The sequence below is a fragment of the Anabaena sp. UHCC 0451 genome (assembly GCF_034931405.1).
In the GTDB taxonomy this organism is placed as follows: domain Bacteria; phylum Cyanobacteriota; class Cyanobacteriia; order Cyanobacteriales; family Nostocaceae; genus RDYJ01.
In genome coordinates this window covers 1-24,845 of the sequence record NZ_JAYGHA010000021.1, presented here as the reverse complement: position 1 = coordinate 24,845, position 24,845 = coordinate 1, and the positions used below count along the sequence as shown (strand labels likewise).

Sequence of the window (24,845 nt, the reverse complement as noted above, 5' to 3'; positions counted from 1 at the left end):
TAGGGAATAGGGAACAGGGAACAGGAGGCAGAAGGCAGGAGGCAGGGAACAGGGAACAGGGAACAGGGAACAGGAGGCAGGAGGCAGGAAGTAATATATTATTCTCCCCATCTCCCCATCTCCCCTGCCTCCCCTATCCTCCCTGCTTCCTGTTATATTTTGGGAAATGGGTAAGCATCCTCAATTCCCATTTTCAAAGCCATCCTTAACTAAGCAGGTCTAAAACTATGGCAACTATGGAACTGACAACTGAAAACGTTGAAACTGTATTAGATGAAATGCGCCCTTATCTGATGTCTGATGGGGGTAATGTGGAACTTGTAGAACTTGATGGACCTATTGTGAAATTGCGTTTACAAGGTGCTTGCGGTTCTTGTCCTAGTTCACAAATGACTTTGAGAATGGGTATTGAACGCCGTCTCAAGGAAATGATCCCCGAAATTGCGGAAATTGAACAAGTAGTTTAGGGACTTGGGGACTGGGGACTGGGGACTGGGGACTGGGGACTGGGGAGGTGGGGAAGTATTTTTCCCAACCACCAATTACCCATTACCAATTACCCATTACCAATTACTATCATTGATAATTCAAGATTATTAGTAAATCCCCAATAACTTATCACTCCTCATGTCTCACCCTCTGTACGTCGCTTTTATTTGGCATCAACACCAGCCGCTGTACAAGTCTCCTGGTGGTGTTTCTACCTCTGCTAGTCAGCAGTATCGCCTACCTTGGGTAAGGTTGCATGGTACTAAGGATTATCTAGATTTAATATTACTATTAGAAAAGTATCCTAAATTACACCAAACGGTGAATTTAGTACCGTCTTTGATTTTGCAACTAGAAGATTATATTGCGGGGACTGCTTTTGATCCCTATTTGACAGCCAGTTTGACACCGGTTGAAAAGTTAACCACAGAACAGAAAGAATTTATTGTTCAACATTTTTTTGATGCTAATCACCATACTTTAATTGATCCACATCCTCGTTATGGGGAGTTGTATCATCAAAGACAGGAACATGGTCAAGCTTGGTGTTTAGCAAATTGGCAAGCGGTAGATTACAGCGATTTACTAGCTTGGCATAATTTGGCTTGGATTGATCCGCTGTTTTGGGATGACCCGGAAATTGCAACTTGGTTAAAACAGGGACGTGATTTTACTTTAAGCGATCGCCAACGGATTTATTCTAAACAAAAGCAAATCCTTAGTCGCATTATTCCCCAACACCGGAAAATGCAGGAAACTGGACAGCTAGAAGTTACCACCACCCCCTATACTCACCCGATTTTACCCTTGTTAGCTGATACCAATTCTGGGCGGGTAGCAGTACCCCAGATGACATTACCAAACTATCGCTTTCAGTGGGCGGAAGACATTCCTCGGCATTTACAGAAATCTTGGGATTTATATAAAGACCGTTTTGGGCAAGAACCCAAGGGTTTATGGCCTTCGGAACAGTCAGTTAGTCCAGAAATACTGCCGTATATTATTAAGCAGGGATTTAAGTGGATTTGCTCAGATGAAGCCGTCTTAGGTTGGACAATAAAACACTTTTTCCATCGTGATGGGGCGGGAAATGTGCAGCAACCAGAATTACTTTATCGTCCCTATCGCTTGCAAACTCCAGCAGGTGATGTATCTATAGTTTTCAGGGATCATAGATTATCCGATTTGATTGGTTTTACCTACAGTTCCATGCAGCCGAAACAGGCTACAGCGGATTTAGTAGGACATTTACAGGCGATCGCCAAAAAACAACGAGAAAACCCAAGTGAACAACCTTGGTTAGTTACCATTGCTTTAGATGGAGAAAATTGCTGGGAATTTTATCCCCAAGACGGTAAACCCTTCCTAGAAACCTTGTATCAAAATTTGAGTAATCAAGAAAATATCAAACTGGTTACTGTCTCAGAATTTCTAGAAAAATATCCTGCTACAGCTACTATAAATGGTGAACAATTACATAGTGGTTCATGGGTAGATGGCAGTTTTACCACTTGGATCGGAGATCCTGCCAAAAATCGCGCTTGGGACTATCTCACCCATGCCAGACAAACTTTAGCAAATCATCCCGAAGCTACAGAAGAAAATAACCCTACTGCATGGGAAGCCTTATATGCGGCTGAAGGTTCTGATTGGTTTTGGTGGTTTGGTGAAGGACATTCTTCAAATCAAGATGCCATATTTGATCAGTTATTTCGTGAGCATTTATATGGCATTTATAAAGCCTTAAATGAACCAATTCCCGCCTATTTAACAAAACCATTAGAAGTCCATGAAGCACGGGCAGACCACCGCCCAGAAGGCTTTATTCATCCCATTATTGATGGTAAAGGTGATGAACAAGACTGGGATAAAGCCGGCAGAATCGAAGTTGGTGGCGCACGGGGAACAATGCACAATAGCAGCTTAATTCAGCGGCTTTGGTATGGGGTAGATCACCTGAATTTCTATTTGCGGGTAGATTTTAAAAGCGGCGTTTCGCCAGGAAAAGAACTACCACCAGAGTTAAATTTACTTTGGTATTATCCAGATAGAACAATGGTGAATAGTCCTGTACCTTTAGCGGAAGTTCCAGATTTATCACCAGTTAATTATTTGTTTCATCATCATCTAGAAATTAATTTACTCACCCAATCAGTTCAATTTCGAGAAGCAGGAAATAATTATCAATGGCATCCTCGTGCAACTCGCGCCCAAGCTGCTTTAAATACTTGTTTAGAAGTGGCAGTACCTTGGGCAGATTTGCAAGTTCCTCCTGATTATCCTTTGCGTTTAATTGTGGTTTTAGGGGATGATGGGTGTTTTCATAGTTATTTGCCGGAAAATTCTTTGATTCCGATTGAAGTACCTTAATCATGTAGGTTGGGTTGACGCAAGGAAACCCAACACTTTATTTATCTGTGAGTATCTGGGTTTATTTTTTTCACGCAAAGACGCAAAGTGGCTAAGTTCGCAAAGGAAGAGAAAGAGGAAAAGGAAGTTAAATCCTAAAATAATCCGCGTTTATCTGCGTGCATCTGCGTTTAGAAGATCGGTGTTAAATCTAAAATAAAACCTGGTAATACATCTTCCCCAAATAAAGTTTGAGGATGTTCTAATATTTCCACTTCTTGATTTTGACGGTAAATTTCTACTTGTTGATCTTTAGGATTTAACAACCAACCTAAACGCAAACCATTATTAATATACTCGCGCATTTTTGCTTGCGTATCTGTTAAATCATCACTTTCGGAAACTAATTCAATCACAAAATCAGGACATAAAGGTAAAAACTTTTTTCTTTGTTCTGGTGTCAGTGCATTCCATCTTTCTATTTTTATCCAAGACACATCGGGGGAACGAGTACCACCCTTTGGTAATTTAAACCCGGTGGAAGAATCAAATGCTTTTCCTAAATTATTTTTTCTATTCCAAAATCCTAAATCAATATACATTTCAAAATTGCGATTTCCTGTTTCTCCCCCCGTTGGTGACATAACAATTAATTCTCCTTGATGAGATAATTCTAAACGTAAATCTTTATTAGCCGCGACTATTTCTACAAATTCATCATCTGTGAATTTTAATGATTTTGGTATTTGTAAAGTTACAGAAGTCATGATTCTTACCTGTTGAATATATCATCATGTTTTGATCCCCCCTAACCTCCCTTAAAAAGGGGAGAACCAGAATTAAAATCCTCGTTCCCAGTCAGAGACTGGGAATGCTTTCCGGGAGGTTCTACCTCCCATCATATCGGCATTTTTAACCTAAACCCAAAAACGAGAAAGTAGGTTAGATTGACGTTTTACAATCGTTACACGGAAGTAGAGTTACTAAACATATAGTCAAATTTTACATTACATAAAAATACTTATATTAATATTACAACCTTGTAACAATATATTGATCTGCGTCTAGTTAAGTATATGATTGGATGGATAGAGATTTTAAAGGATTAAATTAACTGTCAGAGATTTTACTTGAGGGTAGGACAGATAATAAAGAACTAATAGGTTAGCAGGTTGGCAGTTTGGTGAAGTTAAGGGGTCTTGTTCCGACTTTCTCTATATCGTCAACTAGGGTCTGACCAGTTTTTTTCAGTTCTCTGCAAGGCTGTTGACAAAAAATTTACAAGCCTAATTTGTCACCAATTTGTCACCAATTAAGTGAGATTCAGGTATGATACCAGCAAATGAATACTTCAGCAAAATTGATCAGCACATTCGATTTTTAGAGAAAATACTCCAAAAGCCGAGTATTACTAACACTGTTAGACAAGAATTATCTCATCAGCTACAAAGGATTAAAAAACGTCGTGCAGATCCTAACTTATACTTAGCCATCATTGGTGAATTTTCTAGTGGTAAAAGTACCTTTATCAACGCCTTACTTCGGGATGATTTATTGAAAACCTCCGCATTAGTAGCTACAGCCATAGAAACTAAAATTAGTTATGGAATGAGTTTTAAAGTTCAGGCTTTATTTAGACATACAAGACCAAAACTGTTTATTAAAAAACCTACAGAACCATCTGAAATAACTACTCCAAAAACAAAAATTGCTTGGTTTCCAAGTTTGATAATTTGGATACCTTTGATGATTTGGTTATCTAGTATATCTGCCTGGTTTTTAAGTTTATTATTACTACCATTATTTATAGTTATTACGACAGTTATAAATCAAAGATTAAAAAATCAACCTATTCCTAAAAATCCACCAATTCCCAGCAAATTAGTAACATCAAGTGAAGTTATAGAAATGGGAATTTCTCCTCATCAATTTGTACAGATGGTAACATCTGAAGAAGAACTTGCCAGAGCTTTAGATGGTGTAAAGATATATCATCCAGCGAATTTTCTCAAGAGTGGAATTGTTATTATAGATACTCCTGGAACTAATGCAGACAATGAAGAACACGGTAAAATAACCACAAAAGTGATCGAAAATGAAGCTGATGCTGCCGTAATTATTATACCGGCTGGACAGCCTCTTTCCACCACATTAATTAGTTTTCTTTCAGGATCAATTTCTCAATATATTCATCGTTGTGTATTTGTAATTAGTAAGATGGATACAATTAGGCAAAAAGAGCAAGAAAGATTAATTAAGAATATTCATAAAAGACTGAAAGATAATTTAAAAATAGACAACTTTTTAATGATAGAAGCAGCGCCGCAAATAGTGTTAGATATGTTAAATACAACAGAAGAAATTGATGGCAAAAATCAACTTTGGCATGATAAATTTCTGGAATTAGAGAAAAAATTGCATGAATATCTAATGAGTAGTAGAGAAATTGCCATCTCAGAAAGTCTCAGTAGATTACTCACACAAGTTTTTCGTCAATCAGAATCCCATCTTCAAACTCAACAAGAACAGTTTAGACGAAAACAGGAAGCTATTGAAAGTGAAGTTATTAGAGATTTACCATCATTTACTAATGAGCAATATCGAGAATGTTCAACAATGATTAAAAATACTGCTAATGCTACCAAATCCAAAGTAGAAAAAATAATTATTGATTGTCAAGAAAATATAGAATCACAACTTCGAGGAATAATTTTTGGCGCACAAAATAAGGATGAACTAAAAAATATACTGGAAAATCGCATCTACCCTGTTTTTAATAATGCTCCTTCTACTCTTGATGCAAGTTTAAAAAGTGCTACTAATGAATTAAATATTTCTTTTAATCAAGTAAAGAAACATTTTGATCAAAAGTTTTCTCTACAGTATAGTAAGTTGAAAGCACTTTCCAGTAACACTAATTTAGATAAGATAAAAGCTACACAGGGTAATATGCAAATTAGCACTTCTAGTGTCATGTCTGTAGCTTCTGAAATTGGTAAAGCAGCAGGAGATAAATCAGGTAGAAATGTAGGAGCAGGAGCAGGAGCAGCACTAGGAACATTAGTTCTGCCAGGTGTAGGAACTGTTGTTGGTGCCGTATTAGGAGGTATTTTTGGTAGCTTATTTGGTCCATCATTAAGTGAACTACAAAATCGTTCTTGGAATGAACTACAACCAAAAATTCAGAATTATTTTAAGTCAGCAAAAAAAACTGTTGAGCAATCTTTAATAGCGTATTCTCAACAAATGGAAAGTCAATTGAATAACCATATTGATACATACATTACTACCTATCAAGCAATTGTTAATGCTATGCAACAAGAGCAAAAAGAACAAAAGGAAGGTCTTGCTAGATTACAACAAGATATTCAAGCTGATTTACTAGAAATTAATTCTAGAATTAAATCTCTTGAAGTACATGGATTATATAATGCTAACCAAAGTGATGTTAATACAGATAGGGAATAATAATTATGCTTGATGATATTTTGAGCAACTTTCAGGAATGGTTTATTGATAATTTAAACTCAGAAGATATACATGAGAATGATTTTTCATCAGATGCTCAAATAATACCTGAAACATCAAAGATAGAGAATGTTCCAGAAACAGAATTTTCTGATTTTAATATAGTTGAAGTTTTTAACTATTCACTGGATTGGTTTACACCTGATAATCAATGGGATATTGCTGACTTTAATGGTTTTGGAGAACCTCTAGAAAATGTTGAATTTTGGAATCAACAAAGCGGACAAAATTCCTGTGCTGTAGTGGCTCAAATTAGCATTTTTGAGTCTATTACAGGTGTTGCTATTTCTGAAGAAGAAGCTTGTGAAATTGCTCAGAAAAATGGCTGGTTTGATCCAGATAATGGTACTCGTCCTAGTGATGTAGGTAAACTTTTAAATGAGTTAGGAATACCCACAGAACAAAAATATGATGCTCGTTTAGATGATATTGCTGATGCACTAGAAAAAGGCGATCGCGTCATAGTTGCTCTTGATGCTCATGAAATATGGTATCCCATGCGTGATGCTGATGATACACCTATTGAACAAACAAATGGTGGCCATGCTGTATGGGTAACGGGGATTGATACACAAGCAGATGGTTCAGTAAAAATTATTCTTAATGATAGTGGACATTCTGATGGAAAAATGGCAGTTATTGACGCTTTGGATTTTCTCAATGCGTGGGAAGATTATAGCAACTTTATCGTAGTTGCAGATGCTCCAGATAACACAATTTCAGCTTAAAAATAAGGAGATATCAAATGAATATTGATAGAAATTTACTTAGACAAATATCTGCAAAAACTACTACTCAACAAAGCAGTATTTCTAGTCTAGTACGAGGAATTCATAAAATAGCTGAATTGAGAGATTGGGTAACTATTGAAACTGTTGCACTTCCTCCTATTCCTGTACAAAGATTAGGAGAATGGGGAATAGTGTCTTTATTAACTGTTCCTAAAAAAACTGAAAATGAAATTAATGGCTATACCACACCTTGGGCTGTAGTAGAATGGTCTTTAACTACAAAGGAAGTTGTTAAAAAACTAGATTTACGGGATATAAAAGCAAATCATCCTCTATGGACAAAGCAAATAATAATTAATCAACCTGCGGATATTTCTGTAAATTTAACACCCCAAGTAAAAACTATTCGTGAAAATGCTTTATTTACATCCTTAGAAAATTTTTGTAGTATCCTCAATAGAAATAAAGCAGATTTTTCAGCATTAGCTAAACATTATGTAGGACTTTTACCAAAGGATGTCTATCAATATTATCATGATTTAATTCCTGAAAGTCAAGAATGGTTAATTAGTGATATCGCAGCTATTTCTCTGGAAGAAAAACAACCCGATCAAACTTCCTTAGAAATTGCAACTAAAGAAATACAAGAAACACAAATTAAGATACCTAGTGATTTAACCAATAAATTATCTCACTGGTTTAAGCAATGTGCTGAACTTTCTAACTCTCTATCTACTGAAAATCAACAATTAGGAGAAAATATTTTAAATTCACTATCAACTATTGACAAAAGACGGCTTTTACCTGGATTTCGTTTAGTATTTGTAGGAGAATTTAGTAGAGGGAAAAGTTATTTAATTAACAGATTATTAAACAGAAATATTTTACCTGAAGGTACATTACCAACTACAGCCACACTGACTTCTATTATAGCAGGTTTAGAAGAAAAAATGGAAATCAGATTAGGAGGAAAAATAGAAATTCGCCCATTATCAGAAAATTCATGGCAAGATTTATTAGCCACAGATGAAGCAGGATCAGATCAAGAAGTTTTTGCAGGTGTGAGAATTAGTTTAAATCATGATTGGTTGCGTTCTTTAGATATAGAAATTATTGATACTCCGGGAGCAGGAGATTTAAGTGAACGACGAGCAAATCTAGTTTCAGATATATTAAATCAATGTGATGCGGCGGTTTTATTAGTTAGTGCTACATCACCATTTAGCATGACAGAAGCAGCTTTTTTAGAACAAGAAGTTATTGGTCGTCATGTTCCGCGTATAATGGTGATAATCTCCAAACTGGATCTAATTAACCCTGATGAAAGAGAAAAATTAATAGACAATATTTGTCAAAAAATTTCTCTGATTGCTAAAAATATTCCTGTCATCCCTACATTTCCTACTGATGAAAATCAACAATCAGAAAATAACTGTTTAACAGCTATTATTGCTCAAATAGAATCTTTAGTAAATCAAGGAGAGCGTCGTGTTTGGAGAAGTCGTCAAGTATCCCAACAACTAATAGACTGGTTAAGTCAGTTAATAGAAACATCACAAAGTGCGATTTCTAGCATACATCTAAATATAGAACAAAAGAAACTCTATTTGCGTCAATCTGAGAATGAAATAGATAGAGCAAATCTGACCTGGGATAACCTACAATTAGAATTAGAAAAACGTCGTTTACAGCGTACTAAACAAATATATCAAAATTTAACAGCAAATAAAGAAGAAATTGTCGAAAACCTCCAATTTGAATTACAGAAAATTCCAGATTTAAAACTTTGGTGGGAACGTGATTTACCATTCCGCTTAAGAAGGGAATTAACCATTTTAAGCCGTAAATCTGAAAATTTCCTATTAAAATTTCTCGGACAGGATGTGGAATGGTTACAAAATGAGGTAGCAAAAATTTTTAATACAAAAATAAAGCAACAATCTTTCAACCCATCAGAAAATAGAGGAATGGAATTTCAACTTGAACATCAAAACATCACCGACTTACAAAAATATCGCCTATTTACAAGAGTTGGTAGCACTGCGGCCATGATCGCAGGTTCAATTTTAGGAGGACCAATTGGTATAGCTGCTAGTACAGGAATATTACTTGTGAGTGAACAATATCTCAACCATGAATTAGATACACAAAGACAGATTTTAGTAGAGGAATTAAACCGTGTAGTTGATATTGCTATTGATGAATATTCCCAACAAGTTTCTCAAAGGTTACGTCAGCTTTACAAAAAAATCATAGACGATATGCAAACAGAGCAAGCAGCTTGGAAGTTTTCTAAACAAGCAGCTTTTAATATTGATTTATCTATTAACACAAATGAACTCAATTTGCAAGAAATTATTAGACAGTCTTTGATTTTGCAACAACAAATTACTAACGCATTGTCAATGTAATTTTCAATATAAACTACTCGTCAAAAATAGACCAATTTAGGGAGGATCAAACAATGTTACAGCCAAATGACGATCAAGGTTATAAAGAGTTTCAAGCCAAAATAAATACTTTGGTTAAATTAATTGAACAGCAAATTAAAATTGCACAGTTACTTAATAAACATCAACAAGTAGACAATCTTAGAAATTTACAGAATATTGTACAGTCTACAACCTTTAAAGTAATGATATTGGGGGAATTTAAGCGAGGAAAAAGCACCTTTATCAATTCTTTATTAGGAGAAGAAATTTTACCAGCTTTTGCTACACCATGTACTGCAATTATTAACGAAGTCAAATGGGGAGAAACTCAGCGTGCTGTACTTTATTTCAATCAAGTAGATGGCGCAGCAAAAAAAGAACCAATGGAAATACCAGTAGATGAAATTGAAGAATATGTAGTCATCAAAGATGATGCAGATCAAAGTCAAGCGATTAATGAAAGTCCCTATGAAAAACTAGAACTTTTCTGGCCTCTTGAACTATGTAAAAATGGCGTAGAAATTATTGACTCTCCTGGTTTAAACGAACACAAAACCCGTCAGCAAGTAACCGAGAGTTACTTAATCACCGTTGATGCTATCATTTTGGTACTTTCTTGTGAACAACTATTTTCTAAATCTGAACAAGAAGTAGTTGTTAATAAACTTAAACCAATGGGACATGAGGATATTTTCTTTGTTTGTAACCGCATCAATATGATTCGTAAAAAAGATGAAATTGATAAAGTTAAACAATTTGCTATTGCTAAATTATCTCCTCATACTAGATTAGGTGCAGAACGTATTTTCTTTATCAATGCACTAGGAGCGTTAGATGGAAAACTTGATAATGATCATGAAGCATTACAAAAATCTGGTGTTACTCAATTAGAAGCTGTGCTTCAGAAATTTTTAACAAATGAAAGAGGACGGGTTAAAATTCTTCGTCCTGCTCAAGAATTAAAAAATGCAATTAACGAAATTAGAAAAACCATACCTGAACAAATTGGTATGCTGCAAACTGATGTAGTTGAATTAGAAGAACGCTATGCTGCTGCTCAAGAACCATTAAATATTTTGGAAGGAAAGCGTCGAAGTATCATCCAGAAATTAGCACTTTCTATTGAAGATTCAAAGGAACAGGTAAGTTATAAAACTAAAGATTTTTGTCGAGAATTAGTTCCTAAAATTAAAACTATCGCTCAGGAATATGAATTACAAACTGAGATTAAGTTATTGTTTCAAGATCCTAGGCCAAGTATAGAAGCTGCTGTTAAAGAAATTACCAGCCATTTAGAAAGTCAGTTAGAAGCAGAGTTCTTAAACTGGCAAAATACTGAACTTGAGCCACTTTTATCAAGACGTATGGAAAATATTAAAAATGCTTTAGAGCATGAAGCTACAGAATTTATTAATAAAGTAGATAATCTGCGTTTAGAACTTTCTGGAGTTTCTATTTCTAAAGTAGAAGTTTCTAAAGGAGATGTAGGAGTTAGGGATGTTTCAGCCGTGGAAAGAATTTTTTCAGCAGCAGGTGGTTTTTTAATTGGTGGTCTTGGTGCTGCTGCAATAGGAGCTACTTTTGGTTATCAAGAGATGTTAAAAAGTTTAATACCACAATTAGTAATTGGTATTATAGGTTATATATTTTTAGGATTAAATCCTATCACTTTAGTACCCATGTTGGTAGCTGCTTTCGTGCAAGGAAAATTAATGGAAGGTGGACTTGGTAACAGAATTAAACAAGAAGTAGGTAAGAAGTTTTCAGAACAAATAAACAGCACAACAGTGGATATAGTTGACAGGGTTGGTAAAGGAGTTTCTGAGGAACTGAATAAGGTCAAAAATCTTGTAGATCAAGGCTTAGAAGCAGAAATTAGGAACATTAGACAACAGGTTGATAATGTTTTAGCTGAGAAACAAAAAGGTCAAGCAGAAGTTGATAAAAAGCTAAAACAGTTAGATATTTTAGCTAAAGAGGTAAATAGAATAGATCAGGAACTTTATGATTTGATTTCTCAGGTTTAAACAACCTAATCATATACATCTGCCCGATTTTATCGGGTATTGATGCTAAAATAAGGATGATATTGAATGATTATTTGTAAGAGTTAAAAATTTATCTGTGTTTATCTGCGTTCATCTGCATTTTCTATCCTGTAAATCTTTAAATCCTGGACATCTTGATTCAGACAAACAAAAGGGTTTAGCACTACTAAACCCCTATTAACTAACTATTAAAACTCCGCGCTTTGTGGTGTGCGGGGGAAAGGAATTACATCCCGAATATTTCCCATTCCGGTCATAAACTGTACGAGTCTTTCAAACCCCAAACCGAAACCAGCATGGGGAACTGTACCATAACGACGTAAATCTAAATACCACCATAAATCTTCTGGGTTCATTCCCTGTGCTAAAACCCGTTTTTCTAACACATCAAGTCTTTCTTCCCGTTGCGAACCACCAATGATTTCGCCTATTTTTGGTGCTAAAATATCCATTGCGCGAACGGTTTTTTCATCATCACTCAACCGCATATAAAAGGCTTTAATTTGTGCGGGATAGTCTGTAACAATGACAGGTTTTTTAAACAGTTGTTCGGCTAAATAGCGTTCATGTTCTGATTGCAAATCTGCACCCCAACTCACAGGATAATCAAATTTAACATCTGCTTTTTCTAAGAGTTTAACTGCATCAGTGTAAGTTAAACGTTCAAATTGATTGTTAATAATATTATTTGCAGTTTCTAAGACTGTTTTATCAATCCGTTCGTTGAAAAATTCCATGTCTTCTGGACAAGTTTCTAATACATATTTAAAAATATATTTAAGAAACTCTTCTGCTAAATCCATATCTCCTTCTAAGTCACAAAAAGCCATTTCTGGTTCAACCATCCAAAATTCTGCTAAGTGACGAGATGTGTTAGAATTTTCGGCGCGGAATGTAGGACCAAAGGTGTAAACATTACTAAACGCCATCGCCATTATTTCGGCTTCTAACTGTCCACTAACTGTTAAATATGTGGGTTTACCAAAGAAGTCTTGAGTATAATCAATTTCTTTGTTTTCAGTTCGGGGAACATCTTTTAAATTCAAGCTGGTGACATTAAATAATTCCCCCGCACCTTCACAGTCACTCGCGGTTAAAATGGGAGTATGTACCCACATAAAACCCCGTTGTTGGAAAAATTGATGTATAGCAGTCGCGCAAGCATTTCTCACGCGGAAAACTGCCCCAAAGGAGTTAGTTCTACCCCGTAAATGGGCAATGGTTCTTAAAAACTCAAAGGAATGCCGTTTCTTTTGTAGAGGATAGGTTTCGGGATCAGCGTCACCGTATACTTTTAATATATCTGCTTTTAATTCTATTCTTTGTCCTTTGCCTTGAGAAGCTACTAACACTCCTGATACTTCTACTGAAGCACCTGTGTTTATCTGTTTTAATATTCCTTCGTAGTTTGGTAAATCTTGATTAATAACTACTTGCAAGTTACCTAATGATGAGCCATCATTAACTTCTAGAAAGGCAAATCCTTTTAATTCGCGTTTTGTTCTTACCCAACCTTGTACTATTAAACTTTCTTCAGGTTGACCACTTCTTAATACTTGGGAAATTCGATGTTTAATCATTTTATTACAATTTGGATTTTTTCACTATATATAACATTAATTTTAACGGGGGAACAGGAAACAGAAAAGATGGGGAGATGAATAACCCAATTACCAATTACCCAACCGAAGATTTTAACATCCAACCTATAATTACGCCTAAACCACCAAAACGAACTGCTTGCCAAAAAGGTCTATTGAGACTCTTCCAAGAAAATAACTGACTTTCTAAGTTAATTTCTAGCACTTCTAACTCTTTTTCAATACGGTTTAACTCAGCTTTTATTTCTGGGGTTTTATTTTTATTTTGCTTCAGATTTTTGATTTCTTGTTGCCATTGTGCCTTTTGCTGTTGATCCTTTTGCACTTGGGCATATCTTTCTTTTAAGAATCGGAGTGAAGTTTCTAGTTCTTCTAGTTCCTGTTCAAACTCTGATGGTTGGTTTTCCTCTAAATTAGTCATTAGTCATTGGCCATTGGCTATGATGATAAATAATAACTTTAACTTTTGTCTATTAACTTAGCACTTCAGCACTTAATCTTATGTCTCAAACCAGTCAACTTAATGATTTTACTACTCTGGAACTCGCCCAAGCCCTGATGGAAAGACTAAGTATTTCTCCTGATGATTGGCATCGTCTCAAGTCTAACCGCAATTCTCGCGCTGGTGAACAGGTGGCGGGGGCGATGGTGTTTCTCCTCAAAAATGAACCCCAAGAGGCACACGCTAGGTTAGAACAGGCTGTAGGCTGGTTAGATAAGTCTATTTCTGCCCCTCCCTGTCCTACTCATGGGAATAGGTAAATGGGGACTGGGGACTGGGGACTGGGGACTGGGGAAGAAGGTGATAGTTGACAGGGAACAGGTGACAGTGAAGAAGAACTTTCTATGATTCCTGATTCCTGATTCCTATCTTCTTAAAGATAATAAACGCCGGGTTTCTAGTTGTTTGCAAAGTCTTAATTCTGTGCCTTTGCGGTTCCATTCTACTTGATCAAAGATTTGATGCAGAAGAGTCATACCGCGACCATTTTCTGATTCATCTGGTGGTAAATAATCGGTGGGATCACTATCAGCATCACAGATGGGGGTGAAGCCACTACCTTGATCAGAAATAATCCACCAATATTGATTATCTATCAAGGAAAAACGAACTACCACTAATTTGCCAGGATCAAGATTATTGCCGTGTTTAGCTGCGTTTACTAGGGCTTCTTGAAGTCCTAATCGCAGTTCGGCTTGTAATTTTGCGGGAACATCTGCCAATAATAAATCTAATATTGGGCATAAATATAGAGTTGAGGCAAAACTAATAGTACCCCAAGAACGCCCAAGTGGACGAAGAGAAATGGTAATCACAAGAGAAACCCCGTAGCTTTTAGTTAGCTAGACATCAGTTTGCTGTTACAGGCACCCTGATAGAAATTAAGCTGGTCATGCTGCCTTCAAACTTGCGTCTGTAAAACTAAATTTATGAAAATGCTGGGGAGCATTGACTCTAAAATATAAGTGAGAATTGCTTAGTTAACATTTGGCTATAATTGTTTTGCTGATGCAGTTAACAACTTTTAAGTTGCTATTTATTACTTTGAGTGAGTGTATAAATATTCAACTTTTTCACCGCTTTATAATTTACACAATTTGCTTCACCTCTTATTTAAGTTGGAGAGTCTATGCAACTTTAATGTTTTCAAACAAAAGAACTTTTTATGTTTAGGTTAGTTTGATCTTAGCATTATTAGTATGCACTAGACTATAAATTTACCATTTAAGTTTTCGTAAAGAATTGATTATGGGTTAATTCAAAACTGATACTTCTGTTAAGATGGCGATCGCACCAGAAAGGCTGCTGTTTCGACATGAGCCGTTTGGGGGAAAAAGTCAGCGGGTTGTACTCTGGTAAGATTGTATAATCCATGTTCACAAAGTAATTTTAGGTCACGAGCGAGGGTGGCTACTTTACAGCTGACGTAAACAATCCGTGCAGGTTGCAAGTCAAGTAAAGATTTGATGACATTAGTGTCACATCCTTTACGTGGCGGATCAAGTAACACAATATCTGGTATAATCCCCAAATTTGGTAAGCTTTTCTCCACTGCTCCTACTTCAAATGTAACATTATTAATTCCATTTTGTTGGGCATTGAAAATGGCCTGTTCTACCGCTGCTGATTGCATTTCCAAGCCAATAACTTGGCGTGCTTGTTTTGCTAGGGGTAAGGTTAAAGTACCAATACCACAGTAAGCATCAACTAAAACTTCATGACCTTGTAAATTTAGTTCTGACTGAATTACTTGTAAAAGTGATTCAGCCGTTTCTGTGTACACCTGAAAAAAGGTATCAGGGCGGACTTGAAATTCTAATTCTGCGAATGTTTCTCGCAGGTAAGGATTTCCAGCAATACAGCGTGTTTCATTACCAAATATAGCATTGGTGCGATCGCTATTCAGATTTATTGCCACTCCTAGTAACTGAGGATAACGCTGTAACCATTCCTGGGCTTGGGTTTCAATCCTTGGTAAATTCCCATCTTTTACTACCAAAGTTAGTAGCATTTCCCCTGTACGACGACCAATGCGTAAACTCAAATGACGAATTTTTCCTTGATGACGGGTTTCGTCATAAATTGACCAACCTTGCTTTTGAATATCTAGCTTCACCTCAGCCAAGAGAGGATTTAAGCGGGGGTCTTGAACTGGACATTGATTTAAATTAATTAGTTGATGACTACCTTTTTGGTAGTAACCTGCTTGAACCTGACCTGTAGCTGAAATACCAAGAGGATAGGTAGCTTTGTTGCGATATCCCAAGGATGAATTAGCTACCAATACCGGATCTACTAATGGTTTCACAAAACCACCAATTCTTTCCAAAGCTTGAATAACTTGATTTTGCTTGGCTACGAGTTGGTAATCATAATTTATATGCTGCCACTCACAACCACCACATTTATCGGCGACAATGCAACTAGCTCGGATACGTTCTGGAGATGGTTGGAGTATTTGTTTGAGGGTAGCATGAGCATATTTTGGCTTAACGTGTACCAATCTGACCAGAGTGCGATCGCCTGGTACGGTATCTGGAACAAAAACCACTCGCTGCTCAAAGCGTCCCACACCATCACCAGTATCGCTTAAATCAGAAATTTCCAGTTCAATTATTTCACCCTGTCGCCAAACTATATTAGTCATTAGTCATTAGTTATTAGTTATTAGTCATTAGTCGGTGGGAACGGGGAATAGGCAAAAGTTACAATATATTAATTTAATTTACATAATTTACACCAATTACCAATCCCCAATCCCCAGTCCCCAATCCCTATCTTGCCATACCCTTCACTTCTGTACCGCGAAATAGGTAAACTAGCAAATAATATTATTTCGTTTGATTACCATAATCATGACAGTAATTAGCCAAGTTATTCTCCAAGCGGACGACGAACTGCGTTACCCTAGCAGTGGCGAACTCAAAAGTATCAAAGAATATTTGCAAACAGGGACACAGCGTACTAGAATCGCTGCTACCCTCTCCGAAAACGAAAAAAAGATAGTTCAGGAAGCAACCAAAAAACTTTGGCAAAAGCGCCCTGATTTTATCGCCCCCGGTGGCAATGCTTATGCAGAAAAGCAACGTGCTTTGTGTATCCGTGACTTTGGTTGGTATTTGCGCCTGATTACCTACGGCGTACTTGCTGGCGACAAAGAACCAATTGAAAAAATCGGTTTGATTGGTGTGCGGGAAATGTACAACTCTCTGGGCGTTCCTGTTCCTGGAATGGTAGAAGCTATCAGTTCTCTCAAACAAGCATCCTTGGATTTGCTGAGTGCTGAAGATGCGTCCGCAGCAGCACCTTACTTTGATTACATTATTCAAGCGATGTCCTAAAACAAAGCCTGTAGTGATTGAAGAGGGTTAACAGCTAGTTATCAATAGCTGCAACGACTGAAGCTTTGCGTAATGCTAACGTTAAAGTTCAACATTTGATCATACTCTCCCCACACTTGATAGTGGCTATGGCAAAATATTTGTCAAGTTATTATTAAAGTTGTGGGGATATTTTATCGAACTAAAAACAAAAAACCGACAGGAAGCTGTCGGCCATTAGTTGTGTTCCCTATTAATGACTCGGCTAGAGTTCAGTTATATGTGATTATGCCAAGATACTCACTATTAAAAGAGGATCTTAATCATGTATAATTGTGATTGTAATCATATTTATTAGTGACTTTAATCACTTAAAGTTTTGTGCAAAAATGTATACCCTTGAAAAAATTATTACGAGATTAAAATACATTATTTTCATTACAGTCAGAAAAGTAAATTGCATATATTTATTAAATTTTCTGTTAACACCAACACATTTTTGAACAAATGCACACTAACTTAAATAAGGTAATTTTAGTAACATTTTTATCAAGTGTGATCACTAGTTGCATAGCACAACCCAAAAACCAAATTTCCCCAAAAAGTAGCCTGATCACTGTAGATAAAACCCTTGGAACTAGTAATGAATCCGCACAAAATAGACCAACTAACAAAACAGTCACAATTTCTGTGGAAGGGGAAAAAATTAGTATTCCCGTTAAACTTTACCAAGCAAAAAATTTATTCAGTACCTACTTTCCCGCGACAGATTTTTTGGTTCAATCCGAAGATGCAAAAAACATAAAAGTAGTCAAGTTTATTGCTAACTTTGGGGGTGATAAAAATGAAAATGCTTATATTCAATTTACCTTTCCTAATAATTTAAAAACTGTAGAAGAGGTAAGAGAGTTTATAAATAGAAAAAATGGTTTAATTGCATCTAGTCAGTGGCAAGTAATCAGTCGAAGTAGCACTGTAACCTATCCTTGGGCAAAAGAAAAGATTGCTTTTAGTAAAGGTGAAGATATTGTGGGTGATATTTACATTGGATCACAAAATGGTAAATTATTTTACGTCATTACCCATTTACCGCTAGAATATAGAGATGGCTTTACACCAAGAGAATATCTGATTTTAAACAATCTGGAAATAAGTGGTGAGCGTCAAAGTAATTAAAATCCCAAAAATCTAATTACTCATGCAAAAATGTCCCCCTGATATGAGATGCTAAGATAGTGATCCATTTTTTAAATTTTTAATTAATAATTTTTTAGTTGTCACAATGTCTGTAGTTTCTACTGTTAGTGTTAAAGTTCCCGCCACGACTGCCAACTTAGGTCCTGGTTTTGACTGCATTGGTGCAGCTTTAAAGTTGCACAACGAATTTAAGTTTACTCGCAATGACAGCGGGTTAATTATTCAGGTTTCTGGTGCAGAAGCCGAAAAGGTACAAACTGATGAAAGTAATCTGCTTTATCAGGCTTTTGTTAAATTATATGAACACATAAAGCAAACACCGCCATCTGTAAAAATTGAGATTAAGTTAGGTGTACCACTGGCGCGGGGTTTGGGTAGTTCTGCTACTGCTATTGTGGGGGGGTTAGTTGCTGCTAATGAGTTGGCGGGTTCACCTTTGTCTGAGTTACAAGTGATGGAATTGGCGATCGCAATGGAAGGACATCCTGATAATGTAGTACCAGCTTTATTAGGTGGATGTCGTCTGGCTGCTACTAGCAGCAGAGGTTGGGAAATTTGTGATCTCACTTGGCATCGAGATATTATCCCAGTGGTAGCAATTCCTGATTTTGAATTATCTACTTCGGAAGCACGAAAGGTTGTACCTACAGAAATAAGTCGTGCAGATGCAATTTTCAATGCTTCCCATTTAGCTTTATTGTTGCGAGCTTTGGCAACTAATCGGGAAGAGTGGTTAAGGGCAGCTTTACAAGATAGGTTACATCAGCCCTATCGTAAAGCTTTAATTCCTGGTTATGATGCTGTAGAAGTTGCTGCTATTGCTGCTGGCGCTTATGGGATGGTAATTAGTGGCGCTGGTCCAAGTTTGTTGGCTTTAACAGATAGTTTGCATACCCAATCATTAGTTACAGCGATGGCTAATGCTTGGCAACAGGCGGGAATTACATCTATGGTGCGATCGCTCCCCATTGATACGCAAGGGGCGGTAATTTTGTAATGGGTAATTGGTAATTTATCCATAACAGAATTTACGGATGAAACGAACCGCAGAGGCGCAGAGAACGCAGAGGAATGAGGGTTTATGAGTTTTCTTGTAAGTGGTGAATTTAATTACAATCAAAGATATCAAGATGTAAAATGCCGAATAGAGGATTTACTTTTATTGATCTTTTTGCTGGAATTGGTGGTTTTAAAATTGGATTGAGCAATAATGGTGGTGATTGTATAGGGTTTAGTGAAATAAATAAAGATGCAATCAATACATATTGTGCAAACTTTCAAATTGAACCTAGTTGTAACTTAGGAGATATTACCAAAATCCAAGAATTACCACCTCACGATTTTTTAACTGCCGGTGTTCCTTGTCAAAGTTGGTCTATTGCTGGTAAAAATTTAGGTTTTAATGATGATAGAGGACAGTTATGGAACGATACAATTTATCTACTTCAACAATCTAAACCAAAGGTATTTATTTTTGAAAATGTCAAAGGATTAGTTGATCCTCGAAATAAAAATGCTTTATCTTATGTCTTAACAAAAATTGAAAAAGCTGGCTATTATGCAAACTATTTTGTAATTAACTCATTTGATTATGGTGTACCACAAAATAGGATTCGAGTATATATAATTGGATTTAAGGAAAAGGCATATTTCCAAAATTTTATATTACCAAAACCCCTTGAAAATAAGCTAAAATTGGGTGATATATTAGGTATTACTTCGCCTAAACCAGAAAATACAATCATTCAAAGAGACTTATTTGGAAATGTTGTTGAATCTAAAAGGATGAGTCTTTCAACTACAAACGGATTCAATGATTACTTTTTATTTAATGATCTGAGAAATGGTCATACAACAATACATTCTTGGGATATTATTGACACTACTGAACGACAGAAGGACATTTGCTTATTATTACTGAGAAACAGACGAAAAAGTAATTATGGTGAATTAGACGGCAATCCATTATCATTAGCACATTTTCAAAGTCTAGACCCGTCAATTACACAAGCAGAAATTGATGAATTGATTAAATTGGAAATAGTGTTTCAGTACCCGTAATTGATAAACTGTGTAAAGCGATTATTGAGACTGGTATCTTTGAAAATTAAGTGCGATAGCATTCGCAAAGCGTCCCGGAGGGAACTAGCACTGCTGCAAGCAGATCGCTAATCTTGTAAAGTGTGTTAATAAAATGTAAAACACCTTCTATTTTACTTGTATAGAACACATTCATTACCGAAGATGTCTAATGATCTCCTTGGAGTAATTTTTCTATAATCGAGTCATCATCGACAATACCAGCTTTCAGGTTGTATTCAAATCTGCACTTTGCTTTCCGAAAATAACCACTGTAGGAAAATGATTTGTTTTGCTGCTTATACAACTCTATCTGCTCTTGTATAATCTGGTCTACAACATTAAGAGTAAATTGATATGCTTCTTCTAATTTGTCTGAATTATTGATACTTGTCAAATCATTTTCTAAATACTTGTAAATACCATAGGACAGTAACTCAGTCGCATGACTAATATATTCTCTGGTTGCTTGTTGAGCCTCTTTTTTACTTTGAACATAACGATAAATTTTATAAGAATAGATTAATTGTAAATATATAGGTGAATCTTTTTCACCATTAAATAATCTATGTAATGGATCGCTATTATTATTTGTAGCATCAAAAATAGCTTCCATAACTTCATATACACTATTCTTAGCTGTTTCTGGCTGCTCATAAAAAGTTGCATACCAAAATCGCAAAAGCGTATCGCTTTCAATCGTAGAATTTAATTGCCTACTTAGATTATTGGAGAAAACTTCACCACGTTTTGTAATATAAGCAATTCCCTGATTAGCAAATACTTCTTTTACATATAAGTTGAAGTCTTTATTACTTACTTTATCTTTGTAAGAAATGGGAGTTTGAGTATTAGTAGCATCTGTAATTTTTTCTACAATATCTGTATTAGTTGTTTCATATAAACGTACGTTTACAAAAACTTGTTGCAGTCTATTAATTCCTTGACGTTGACTTTCCTTAAAGACTTCGTAGATAACGCGAGTCGTTTGTAAACCATTCACAATTATAGGATTATAGGTAGGTAAGATGTATTTTCCACTTTGTAAAGTAGATGGAATTTCCATTCTTTCACAAATGATTGTCACTCCATTGTTAAGCAAAGGAAAATATATCGCTGAATCTGGATCAATTAATGTTTCTTTCATCCTTTGATTCGGTCTAACTTTGAATCCTAAAAAAGAACGAATATTCTTTGAAAATAGAAACTCATAAGTATTATTAGTAGATAATTCTTGCTCAACTAAACGACAAAGTTCATTAGCTTCAATGCGAAAATTAGCGGCTCTGACGTTACCAACAGAGTATGTATATAAGCCTTGTCCTTGTCTATCAGAAGTTATGATGTTTGATATTTGAGGATTAAAAATAAACTTAATATCTTTGCGTTTAGCTTGTGCTTTAATTAGCTGACTGATTTTTTCATAAATTGCTTCTGCATCCCAAATTTCAAAGTCATCTGGTCTATGGTAAGCTAGATAGTTGGGATGATTTGAAGCATACTTAGGATCATTGTTAGAGCCATTATACACAAAATAATATTTAATTTCTATTAAAAAACCATCTCTAGATAGCTGCTGATATTCATTTATTTTAGGTTGAAGTAATTCTGAATTTGGCTTAGTTATTCCATAGATAAAAGAATCGTCTACATCGTGACGAAATTTATCAAGTTCGTTATTTTTTAAACTGCGACTATTTTTACACTGAAATACCATTAGTGTATAGTACCCGCCTTGTTCTACAAACACAGCCCCATCTAAGCCACCATCTTGACCTTGAAGATCGGGCTTTTGCCTGATTTGAATGTCATCATATACTTCTTGAAATGGTCTCTCTGTAATCGCAGCCATTGAGAAAATTTCAAACGCTGTATCCTTATTTACGTTAAATTGCCCAGAGATTCTATCTAAATATCCGTCTATAAATAGTTGCTTGTTATCCATTTCAATTTTCAATGTTGGAAGTGACTCTTCAATCCTAACTCAATGTGAGAGTAATTTGACTAGAACTAATGATTCACAAATCTACCTTATTTTTTATTTTTGGTGCGTAGGATCTTCAACAAATAAGAATGATTGCTGAAATTACCATAGGTTGCTAGTATTCCTTCTATTAAAGAAAAGGAACAAAAAATAGATAATCCTTTTCACACACCCTCTCACCTATCCCCAATCATTCACTATATATATGGATAAAATTCAACAAGAAATCAAAGAACTCAATTCACAAATTCAAGCACTCCAGGAAGAAAGAGCTACGCTGACTCATAATAATGTAGAGTCTGAGGAAAATAATTCAGCTTTAGCAGTAGTTGAGGCTTATCGTCGTCAAGCTAGAGAAAATGCTCAATTATCTGCTGAATTGAAAGGAATTGATGATGCGATTAATTTCCTAGAAAAGCAAAAACAACAGAAACAAGCCCATCTCAATGGAAAACTAACTTTTTCAAAACGTCTTTTGCAGCAACAAGAAGAATTAGAAGAAGCGAAAAAAGTCGCCCAAACCCATGCAGACAGAGTTAATGAACTCGCAAGAGAACTAGCAACCGAAATTAAACTGCTCAAAGCTTGTGCTGATGAACTTAGCCCCATGTATTGGCAAGTTTACTATAAACCTTTCATTACCGGATTTAAAACCATCTCCGTTCCCTATGTTCGTTCCGATGGGCAAGTATGGAATATTGTCAACCGTGTTGTTTAGGTATTAAAAACCAAGAATAAATACTTTACCAAATCAACATCAAAAATTCGATAAAAAATTATAACTTAAATTAGCGGCAACTAAAGCCGCTTTTTTGTTGACGTTACAAAAATTTATGTTTAGAATAGCAGCGAGAGGATTTCAGTAAGTATTTATTACTATTGATCCTGGAAATGGAAATTATGTTAAGAAATGTGTTTACAAAAGTAACGATTTCTTAATATAATCTAATTAAAAGAAAAAACTGAAATTGATTGTCAACAGTGATGAATCCGATACAAATACCTTGGCTATCAGCCATAATTTTCTTGCCTTTAGTGGCATCTTTAGCAATTCCCCTCATTCCCGACAAAGACGGTAAAACCGTTCGCTGGTATGGTTTAGGAGTAGTCTTTGCAGACTTAGCATTAATGATTTTTGCCTTTTGGCAAGGTTACGACTTCCAAAGTTCAGCTTTACAAATGACAGAAAGCTACCCTTGGATACCCCAAATTGGTTTTAACTGGTCTGTAGCGGTGGATGGGTTATCAATGCCCTTAATACTGTTAACAGGCTTAATTAACACACTCGCAGTATTCGCGGCTTGGAAAGTAACCAATAAGCCGCGTTTATTTTATGCGTTAATGCTGGTGATGTACAGCGCCCAATTAGGCGTATTCCTCGCCCAAGACTTATTAATGTTCTTCTTAATGTGGGAAATTGAGTTAGTACCTGTTTACTTACTAATTTCCATCTGGGGTGGAAAAAACCGCCGCTATGCAGCTACCAAATTTATTATTTACACTGCCGCAGCATCTATATTTATTCTGATAGCCGGTTTTGCAATGGCTTTCTATGGTGATAACTTCACCTTCAACATGACAGAGTTGGGACTGAAAGAATATCCCCAAGCTCTAGAACTAGCTCTATATGCAGGTTTCTTAATTGCTTACGGTGTAAAACTACCAATTTTCCCCTTTCATACATGGTTGCCTGATGCCCACGGTGAAGCATCTGCACCTGGTTCAATGGTATTAGCTGGTGTTTTATTAAAAATGGGTGGTTATGCTCTAATTCGCTTCAACGTAGAGATGTTAACCGATGCCCACGTTGTTTTTGCTCCCATTTTAGCAATTTTGGGTGTAGTCAATATTGTTTACGGCGCTTGTTGCGCTTTCGCTCAAACTAACCTCAAACGCCGTTTAGCTTACTCTTCTATTGCCCACATGGGTTTTGTATTAATAGGCATTGCATCTTACACAGAAATTGGTATCAGCGGTGCTTTGTTACAGATGGTTTCTCACGGTTTAATTGCTGCTAGTTTATTCTTCCTCTCTGGTGTAACTTACGAACGTACCCACACCTTGATGATGGATAAAATGGGTGGTATGGCTAAGGTAATGCCTAGAACTTTTGCGCTGTTTACTGTTGGTTCAATGGCTTCTCTGGCTTTACCCGGTATGAGTGGCTTCGTCGGTGAGTTGATGGTGTTCTTGGGTATTGGAACTAGCGATGTTTATAGTTCTAGTTTCAAAGTTGTAGTTATATTCCTATCAGCAGTTGGTGTAATTTTAACACCTATCTATTTACTCTCCATGTTGCGTCAAGTGTTCTACGGTCAGCAAAGTGAAGAGTTAATTTTAGATGCTGTAGTTACTGATGTTAAACCTCGTGAATTGTTCATTACTGCTTGTTTGTTGCTTCCTATCATTGGGATTGGTTTCTATCCTAAGTTAGTTACACAAACCTATGATGTGAAAACTGTGGAAGTTGCGGCTCATGCGCGTCAAGTTTTACCTGTTGTGGTTCGTCAACAACCTACAAGTTTATATTCTCAAATTTTTTCTGCTCCCACTTTAGCTAGTTCTGAATTAGTTAATATTGCTGA

General features: G+C 36.0%; 19 protein-coding genes. 13 read left to right on the top strand and 6 right to left on the bottom strand.

Features of this window, described 5'->3' with window-relative positions:
• Positions 1-236: 236 nt before the first annotated feature.
• On the top strand, positions 237-467 hold the full coding sequence (locus VB694_RS15575) for a NifU family protein (RefSeq protein ID WP_323361309.1): 231 nt from the start codon (positions 237-239) through the stop codon (positions 465-467).
• A 160-nt stretch (positions 468-627) separates the two neighbouring features.
• On the top strand, positions 628-2,859 hold the full coding sequence (locus VB694_RS15570; RefSeq protein ID WP_323361236.1) for a glycoside hydrolase: 2,232 nt from the start codon (positions 628-630) through the stop codon (positions 2,857-2,859).
• Positions 2,860-3,029: 170 nt separating this feature from the next.
• Here VB694_RS15570 and VB694_RS15565 read toward each other — a convergent pair whose 3' ends face one another.
• Positions 3,030-3,605 carry a Uma2 family endonuclease gene (locus VB694_RS15565; RefSeq protein WP_323361235.1) on the bottom strand — a complete coding sequence of 192 codons (576 nt, stop codon included), beginning with the start codon at positions 3,603-3,605 and terminating at the stop codon, positions 3,030-3,032.
• A 562-nt stretch (positions 3,606-4,167) separates the two neighbouring features.
• Between VB694_RS15565 and VB694_RS15560 the strand changes: the two genes are divergently transcribed.
• The 4 genes from VB694_RS15560 to VB694_RS15545 are packed head-to-tail and all read left to right on the top strand — an operon-like array spanning position 4,168 to position 11,556.
• Complete coding sequence (locus VB694_RS15560; protein WP_323361234.1) at positions 4,168-6,306, top strand: dynamin family protein; 2,139 nt, start codon at positions 4,168-4,170, stop codon at positions 6,304-6,306.
• A gap of 5 nt (positions 6,307-6,311) precedes the next feature.
• Entirely contained in the window at positions 6,312-7,094 is a 783-nt protein-coding gene (locus VB694_RS15555; RefSeq protein WP_323361233.1) for a C39 family peptidase, read from the top strand.
• A gap of 17 nt (positions 7,095-7,111) precedes the next feature.
• Positions 7,112-9,508 carry a dynamin family protein gene (locus tag VB694_RS15550; protein WP_323361232.1) on the top strand — a complete coding sequence of 799 codons (2,397 nt, stop codon included), beginning with the start codon at positions 7,112-7,114 and terminating at the stop codon, positions 9,506-9,508.
• Positions 9,509-9,561: 53 nt separating this feature from the next.
• Positions 9,562-11,556 (top strand): dynamin family protein, encoded by a 1,995-nt coding sequence (locus VB694_RS15545; protein ID WP_323361231.1) that lies wholly within the window; start codon positions 9,562-9,564, stop codon positions 11,554-11,556.
• 209 nt (positions 11,557-11,765) lie between these two features.
• Here VB694_RS15545 and asnS read toward each other — a convergent pair whose 3' ends face one another.
• Together asnS and VB694_RS15535 are read right to left on the bottom strand one after the other, a co-directional pair.
• Complete coding sequence (gene asnS / locus VB694_RS15540) at positions 11,766-13,157, bottom strand: asparagine--tRNA ligase (protein ID WP_323361230.1); 1,392 nt, start codon at positions 13,155-13,157, stop codon at positions 11,766-11,768.
• 97 nt (positions 13,158-13,254) lie between these two features.
• Positions 13,255-13,599 (bottom strand): hypothetical protein, encoded by a 345-nt coding sequence (locus VB694_RS15535; protein WP_323361229.1) that lies wholly within the window; start codon positions 13,597-13,599, stop codon positions 13,255-13,257.
• Positions 13,600-13,679: 80 nt separating this feature from the next.
• Between VB694_RS15535 and VB694_RS15530 the strand changes: the two genes are divergently transcribed.
• Positions 13,680-13,940: a DUF6439 family protein gene (locus VB694_RS15530; RefSeq protein ID WP_323361228.1), complete on the top strand. Its 261-nt coding sequence runs from the start codon at positions 13,680-13,682 to the stop codon at positions 13,938-13,940.
• A gap of 105 nt (positions 13,941-14,045) precedes the next feature.
• On the opposite strand, the gene VB694_RS15525 is transcribed toward VB694_RS15530, so the two are convergent.
• Positions 14,046-14,495, bottom strand: a complete 450-nt coding sequence (locus VB694_RS15525) for an anti-sigma regulatory factor (RefSeq protein WP_323361227.1) — start codon at positions 14,493-14,495, stop codon at positions 14,046-14,048.
• 461 nt (positions 14,496-14,956) lie between these two features.
• Positions 14,957-16,327 (bottom strand): 23S rRNA (uracil(1939)-C(5))-methyltransferase RlmD, encoded by a 1,371-nt coding sequence (rlmD, locus tag VB694_RS15520; protein ID WP_323361226.1) that lies wholly within the window; start codon positions 16,325-16,327, stop codon positions 14,957-14,959.
• Positions 16,328-16,535: 208 nt separating this feature from the next.
• On the opposite strand from rlmD, the gene VB694_RS15515 reads away from it, so the two are divergent.
• The 4 genes from VB694_RS15515 to dcm all read left to right on the top strand — a co-directional run bounded on the left by VB694_RS15515 (position 16,536) and on the right by dcm (position 20,258).
• The gene (locus tag VB694_RS15515) at positions 16,536-17,021 is read left to right on the top strand and encodes an allophycocyanin subunit alpha-B (protein ID WP_323361225.1); all 486 of its coding nucleotides are present in this window, start codon (positions 16,536-16,538) and stop codon (positions 17,019-17,021) included.
• Positions 17,022-17,507: 486 nt separating this feature from the next.
• Positions 17,508-18,176: a hypothetical protein gene (locus VB694_RS15510; protein ID WP_323361224.1), complete on the top strand. Its 669-nt coding sequence runs from the start codon at positions 17,508-17,510 to the stop codon at positions 18,174-18,176.
• Between the two features lie 106 nt (positions 18,177-18,282).
• Positions 18,283-19,194 (top strand): homoserine kinase, encoded by a 912-nt coding sequence (gene thrB / locus VB694_RS15505; protein WP_323361223.1) that lies wholly within the window; start codon positions 18,283-18,285, stop codon positions 19,192-19,194.
• A 140-nt stretch (positions 19,195-19,334) separates the two neighbouring features.
• Positions 19,335-20,258, top strand: coding sequence for a DNA (cytosine-5-)-methyltransferase (gene dcm, locus VB694_RS15500; RefSeq protein WP_323361222.1), 924 nt, complete (start codon positions 19,335-19,337; stop codon positions 20,256-20,258).
• 187 nt (positions 20,259-20,445) lie between these two features.
• Here dcm and VB694_RS15495 read toward each other — a convergent pair whose 3' ends face one another.
• Positions 20,446-22,221 carry an AIPR family protein gene (locus VB694_RS15495; RefSeq protein ID WP_323361221.1) on the bottom strand — a complete coding sequence of 592 codons (1,776 nt, stop codon included), beginning with the start codon at positions 22,219-22,221 and terminating at the stop codon, positions 20,446-20,448.
• A gap of 244 nt (positions 22,222-22,465) precedes the next feature.
• On the opposite strand from VB694_RS15495, the gene VB694_RS15490 reads away from it, so the two are divergent.
• Both VB694_RS15490 and VB694_RS15485 read left to right on the top strand, forming a co-directional pair.
• Positions 22,466-22,978, top strand: a complete 513-nt coding sequence (locus VB694_RS15490; RefSeq protein ID WP_323361220.1) for a hypothetical protein — start codon at positions 22,466-22,468, stop codon at positions 22,976-22,978.
• A gap of 266 nt (positions 22,979-23,244) precedes the next feature.
• Positions 23,245-24,845, top strand: a 1,601-nt coding sequence (locus VB694_RS15485) for an NAD(P)H-quinone oxidoreductase subunit 4 (RefSeq protein WP_323361219.1), incomplete at its 3' end; no start/stop codon positions are given.

Coding starts and splice junctions, on each gene's coding strand:
- VB694_RS15575 (WP_323361309.1), top strand. CDS start 237: ATGGAACTGACAACTGAAAACGTTGAAACTGTATTAGATGAAATGCGC.
- VB694_RS15570 (WP_323361236.1), top strand. CDS start 628: ATGTCTCACCCTCTGTACGTCGCTTTTATTTGGCATCAACACCAGCCG.
- VB694_RS15565 (WP_323361235.1), bottom strand. CDS start 3,605: ATGACTTCTGTAACTTTACAAATACCAAAATCATTAAAATTCACAGAT.
- VB694_RS15560 (WP_323361234.1), top strand. CDS start 4,168: ATGATACCAGCAAATGAATACTTCAGCAAAATTGATCAGCACATTCGA.
- VB694_RS15555 (WP_323361233.1), top strand. CDS start 6,312: ATGCTTGATGATATTTTGAGCAACTTTCAGGAATGGTTTATTGATAAT.
- VB694_RS15550 (WP_323361232.1), top strand. CDS start 7,112: ATGAATATTGATAGAAATTTACTTAGACAAATATCTGCAAAAACTACT.
- VB694_RS15545 (WP_323361231.1), top strand. CDS start 9,562: ATGTTACAGCCAAATGACGATCAAGGTTATAAAGAGTTTCAAGCCAAA.
- asnS (WP_323361230.1), bottom strand. CDS start 13,157: ATGATTAAACATCGAATTTCCCAAGTATTAAGAAGTGGTCAACCTGAA.
- VB694_RS15535 (WP_323361229.1), bottom strand. CDS start 13,599: ATGACTAATTTAGAGGAAAACCAACCATCAGAGTTTGAACAGGAACTA.
- VB694_RS15530 (WP_323361228.1), top strand. CDS start 13,680: ATGTCTCAAACCAGTCAACTTAATGATTTTACTACTCTGGAACTCGCC.
- rlmD (WP_323361226.1), bottom strand. CDS start 16,327: ATGACTAATATAGTTTGGCGACAGGGTGAAATAATTGAACTGGAAATT.
- VB694_RS15515 (WP_323361225.1), top strand. CDS start 16,536: ATGACAGTAATTAGCCAAGTTATTCTCCAAGCGGACGACGAACTGCGT.
- VB694_RS15510 (WP_323361224.1), top strand. CDS start 17,508: ATGCACACTAACTTAAATAAGGTAATTTTAGTAACATTTTTATCAAGT.
- thrB (WP_323361223.1), top strand. CDS start 18,283: ATGTCTGTAGTTTCTACTGTTAGTGTTAAAGTTCCCGCCACGACTGCC.
- dcm (WP_323361222.1), top strand. CDS start 19,335: ATGCCGAATAGAGGATTTACTTTTATTGATCTTTTTGCTGGAATTGGT.
- VB694_RS15495 (WP_323361221.1), bottom strand. CDS start 22,221: ATGGATAACAAGCAACTATTTATAGACGGATATTTAGATAGAATCTCT.
- VB694_RS15490 (WP_323361220.1), top strand. CDS start 22,466: ATGGATAAAATTCAACAAGAAATCAAAGAACTCAATTCACAAATTCAA.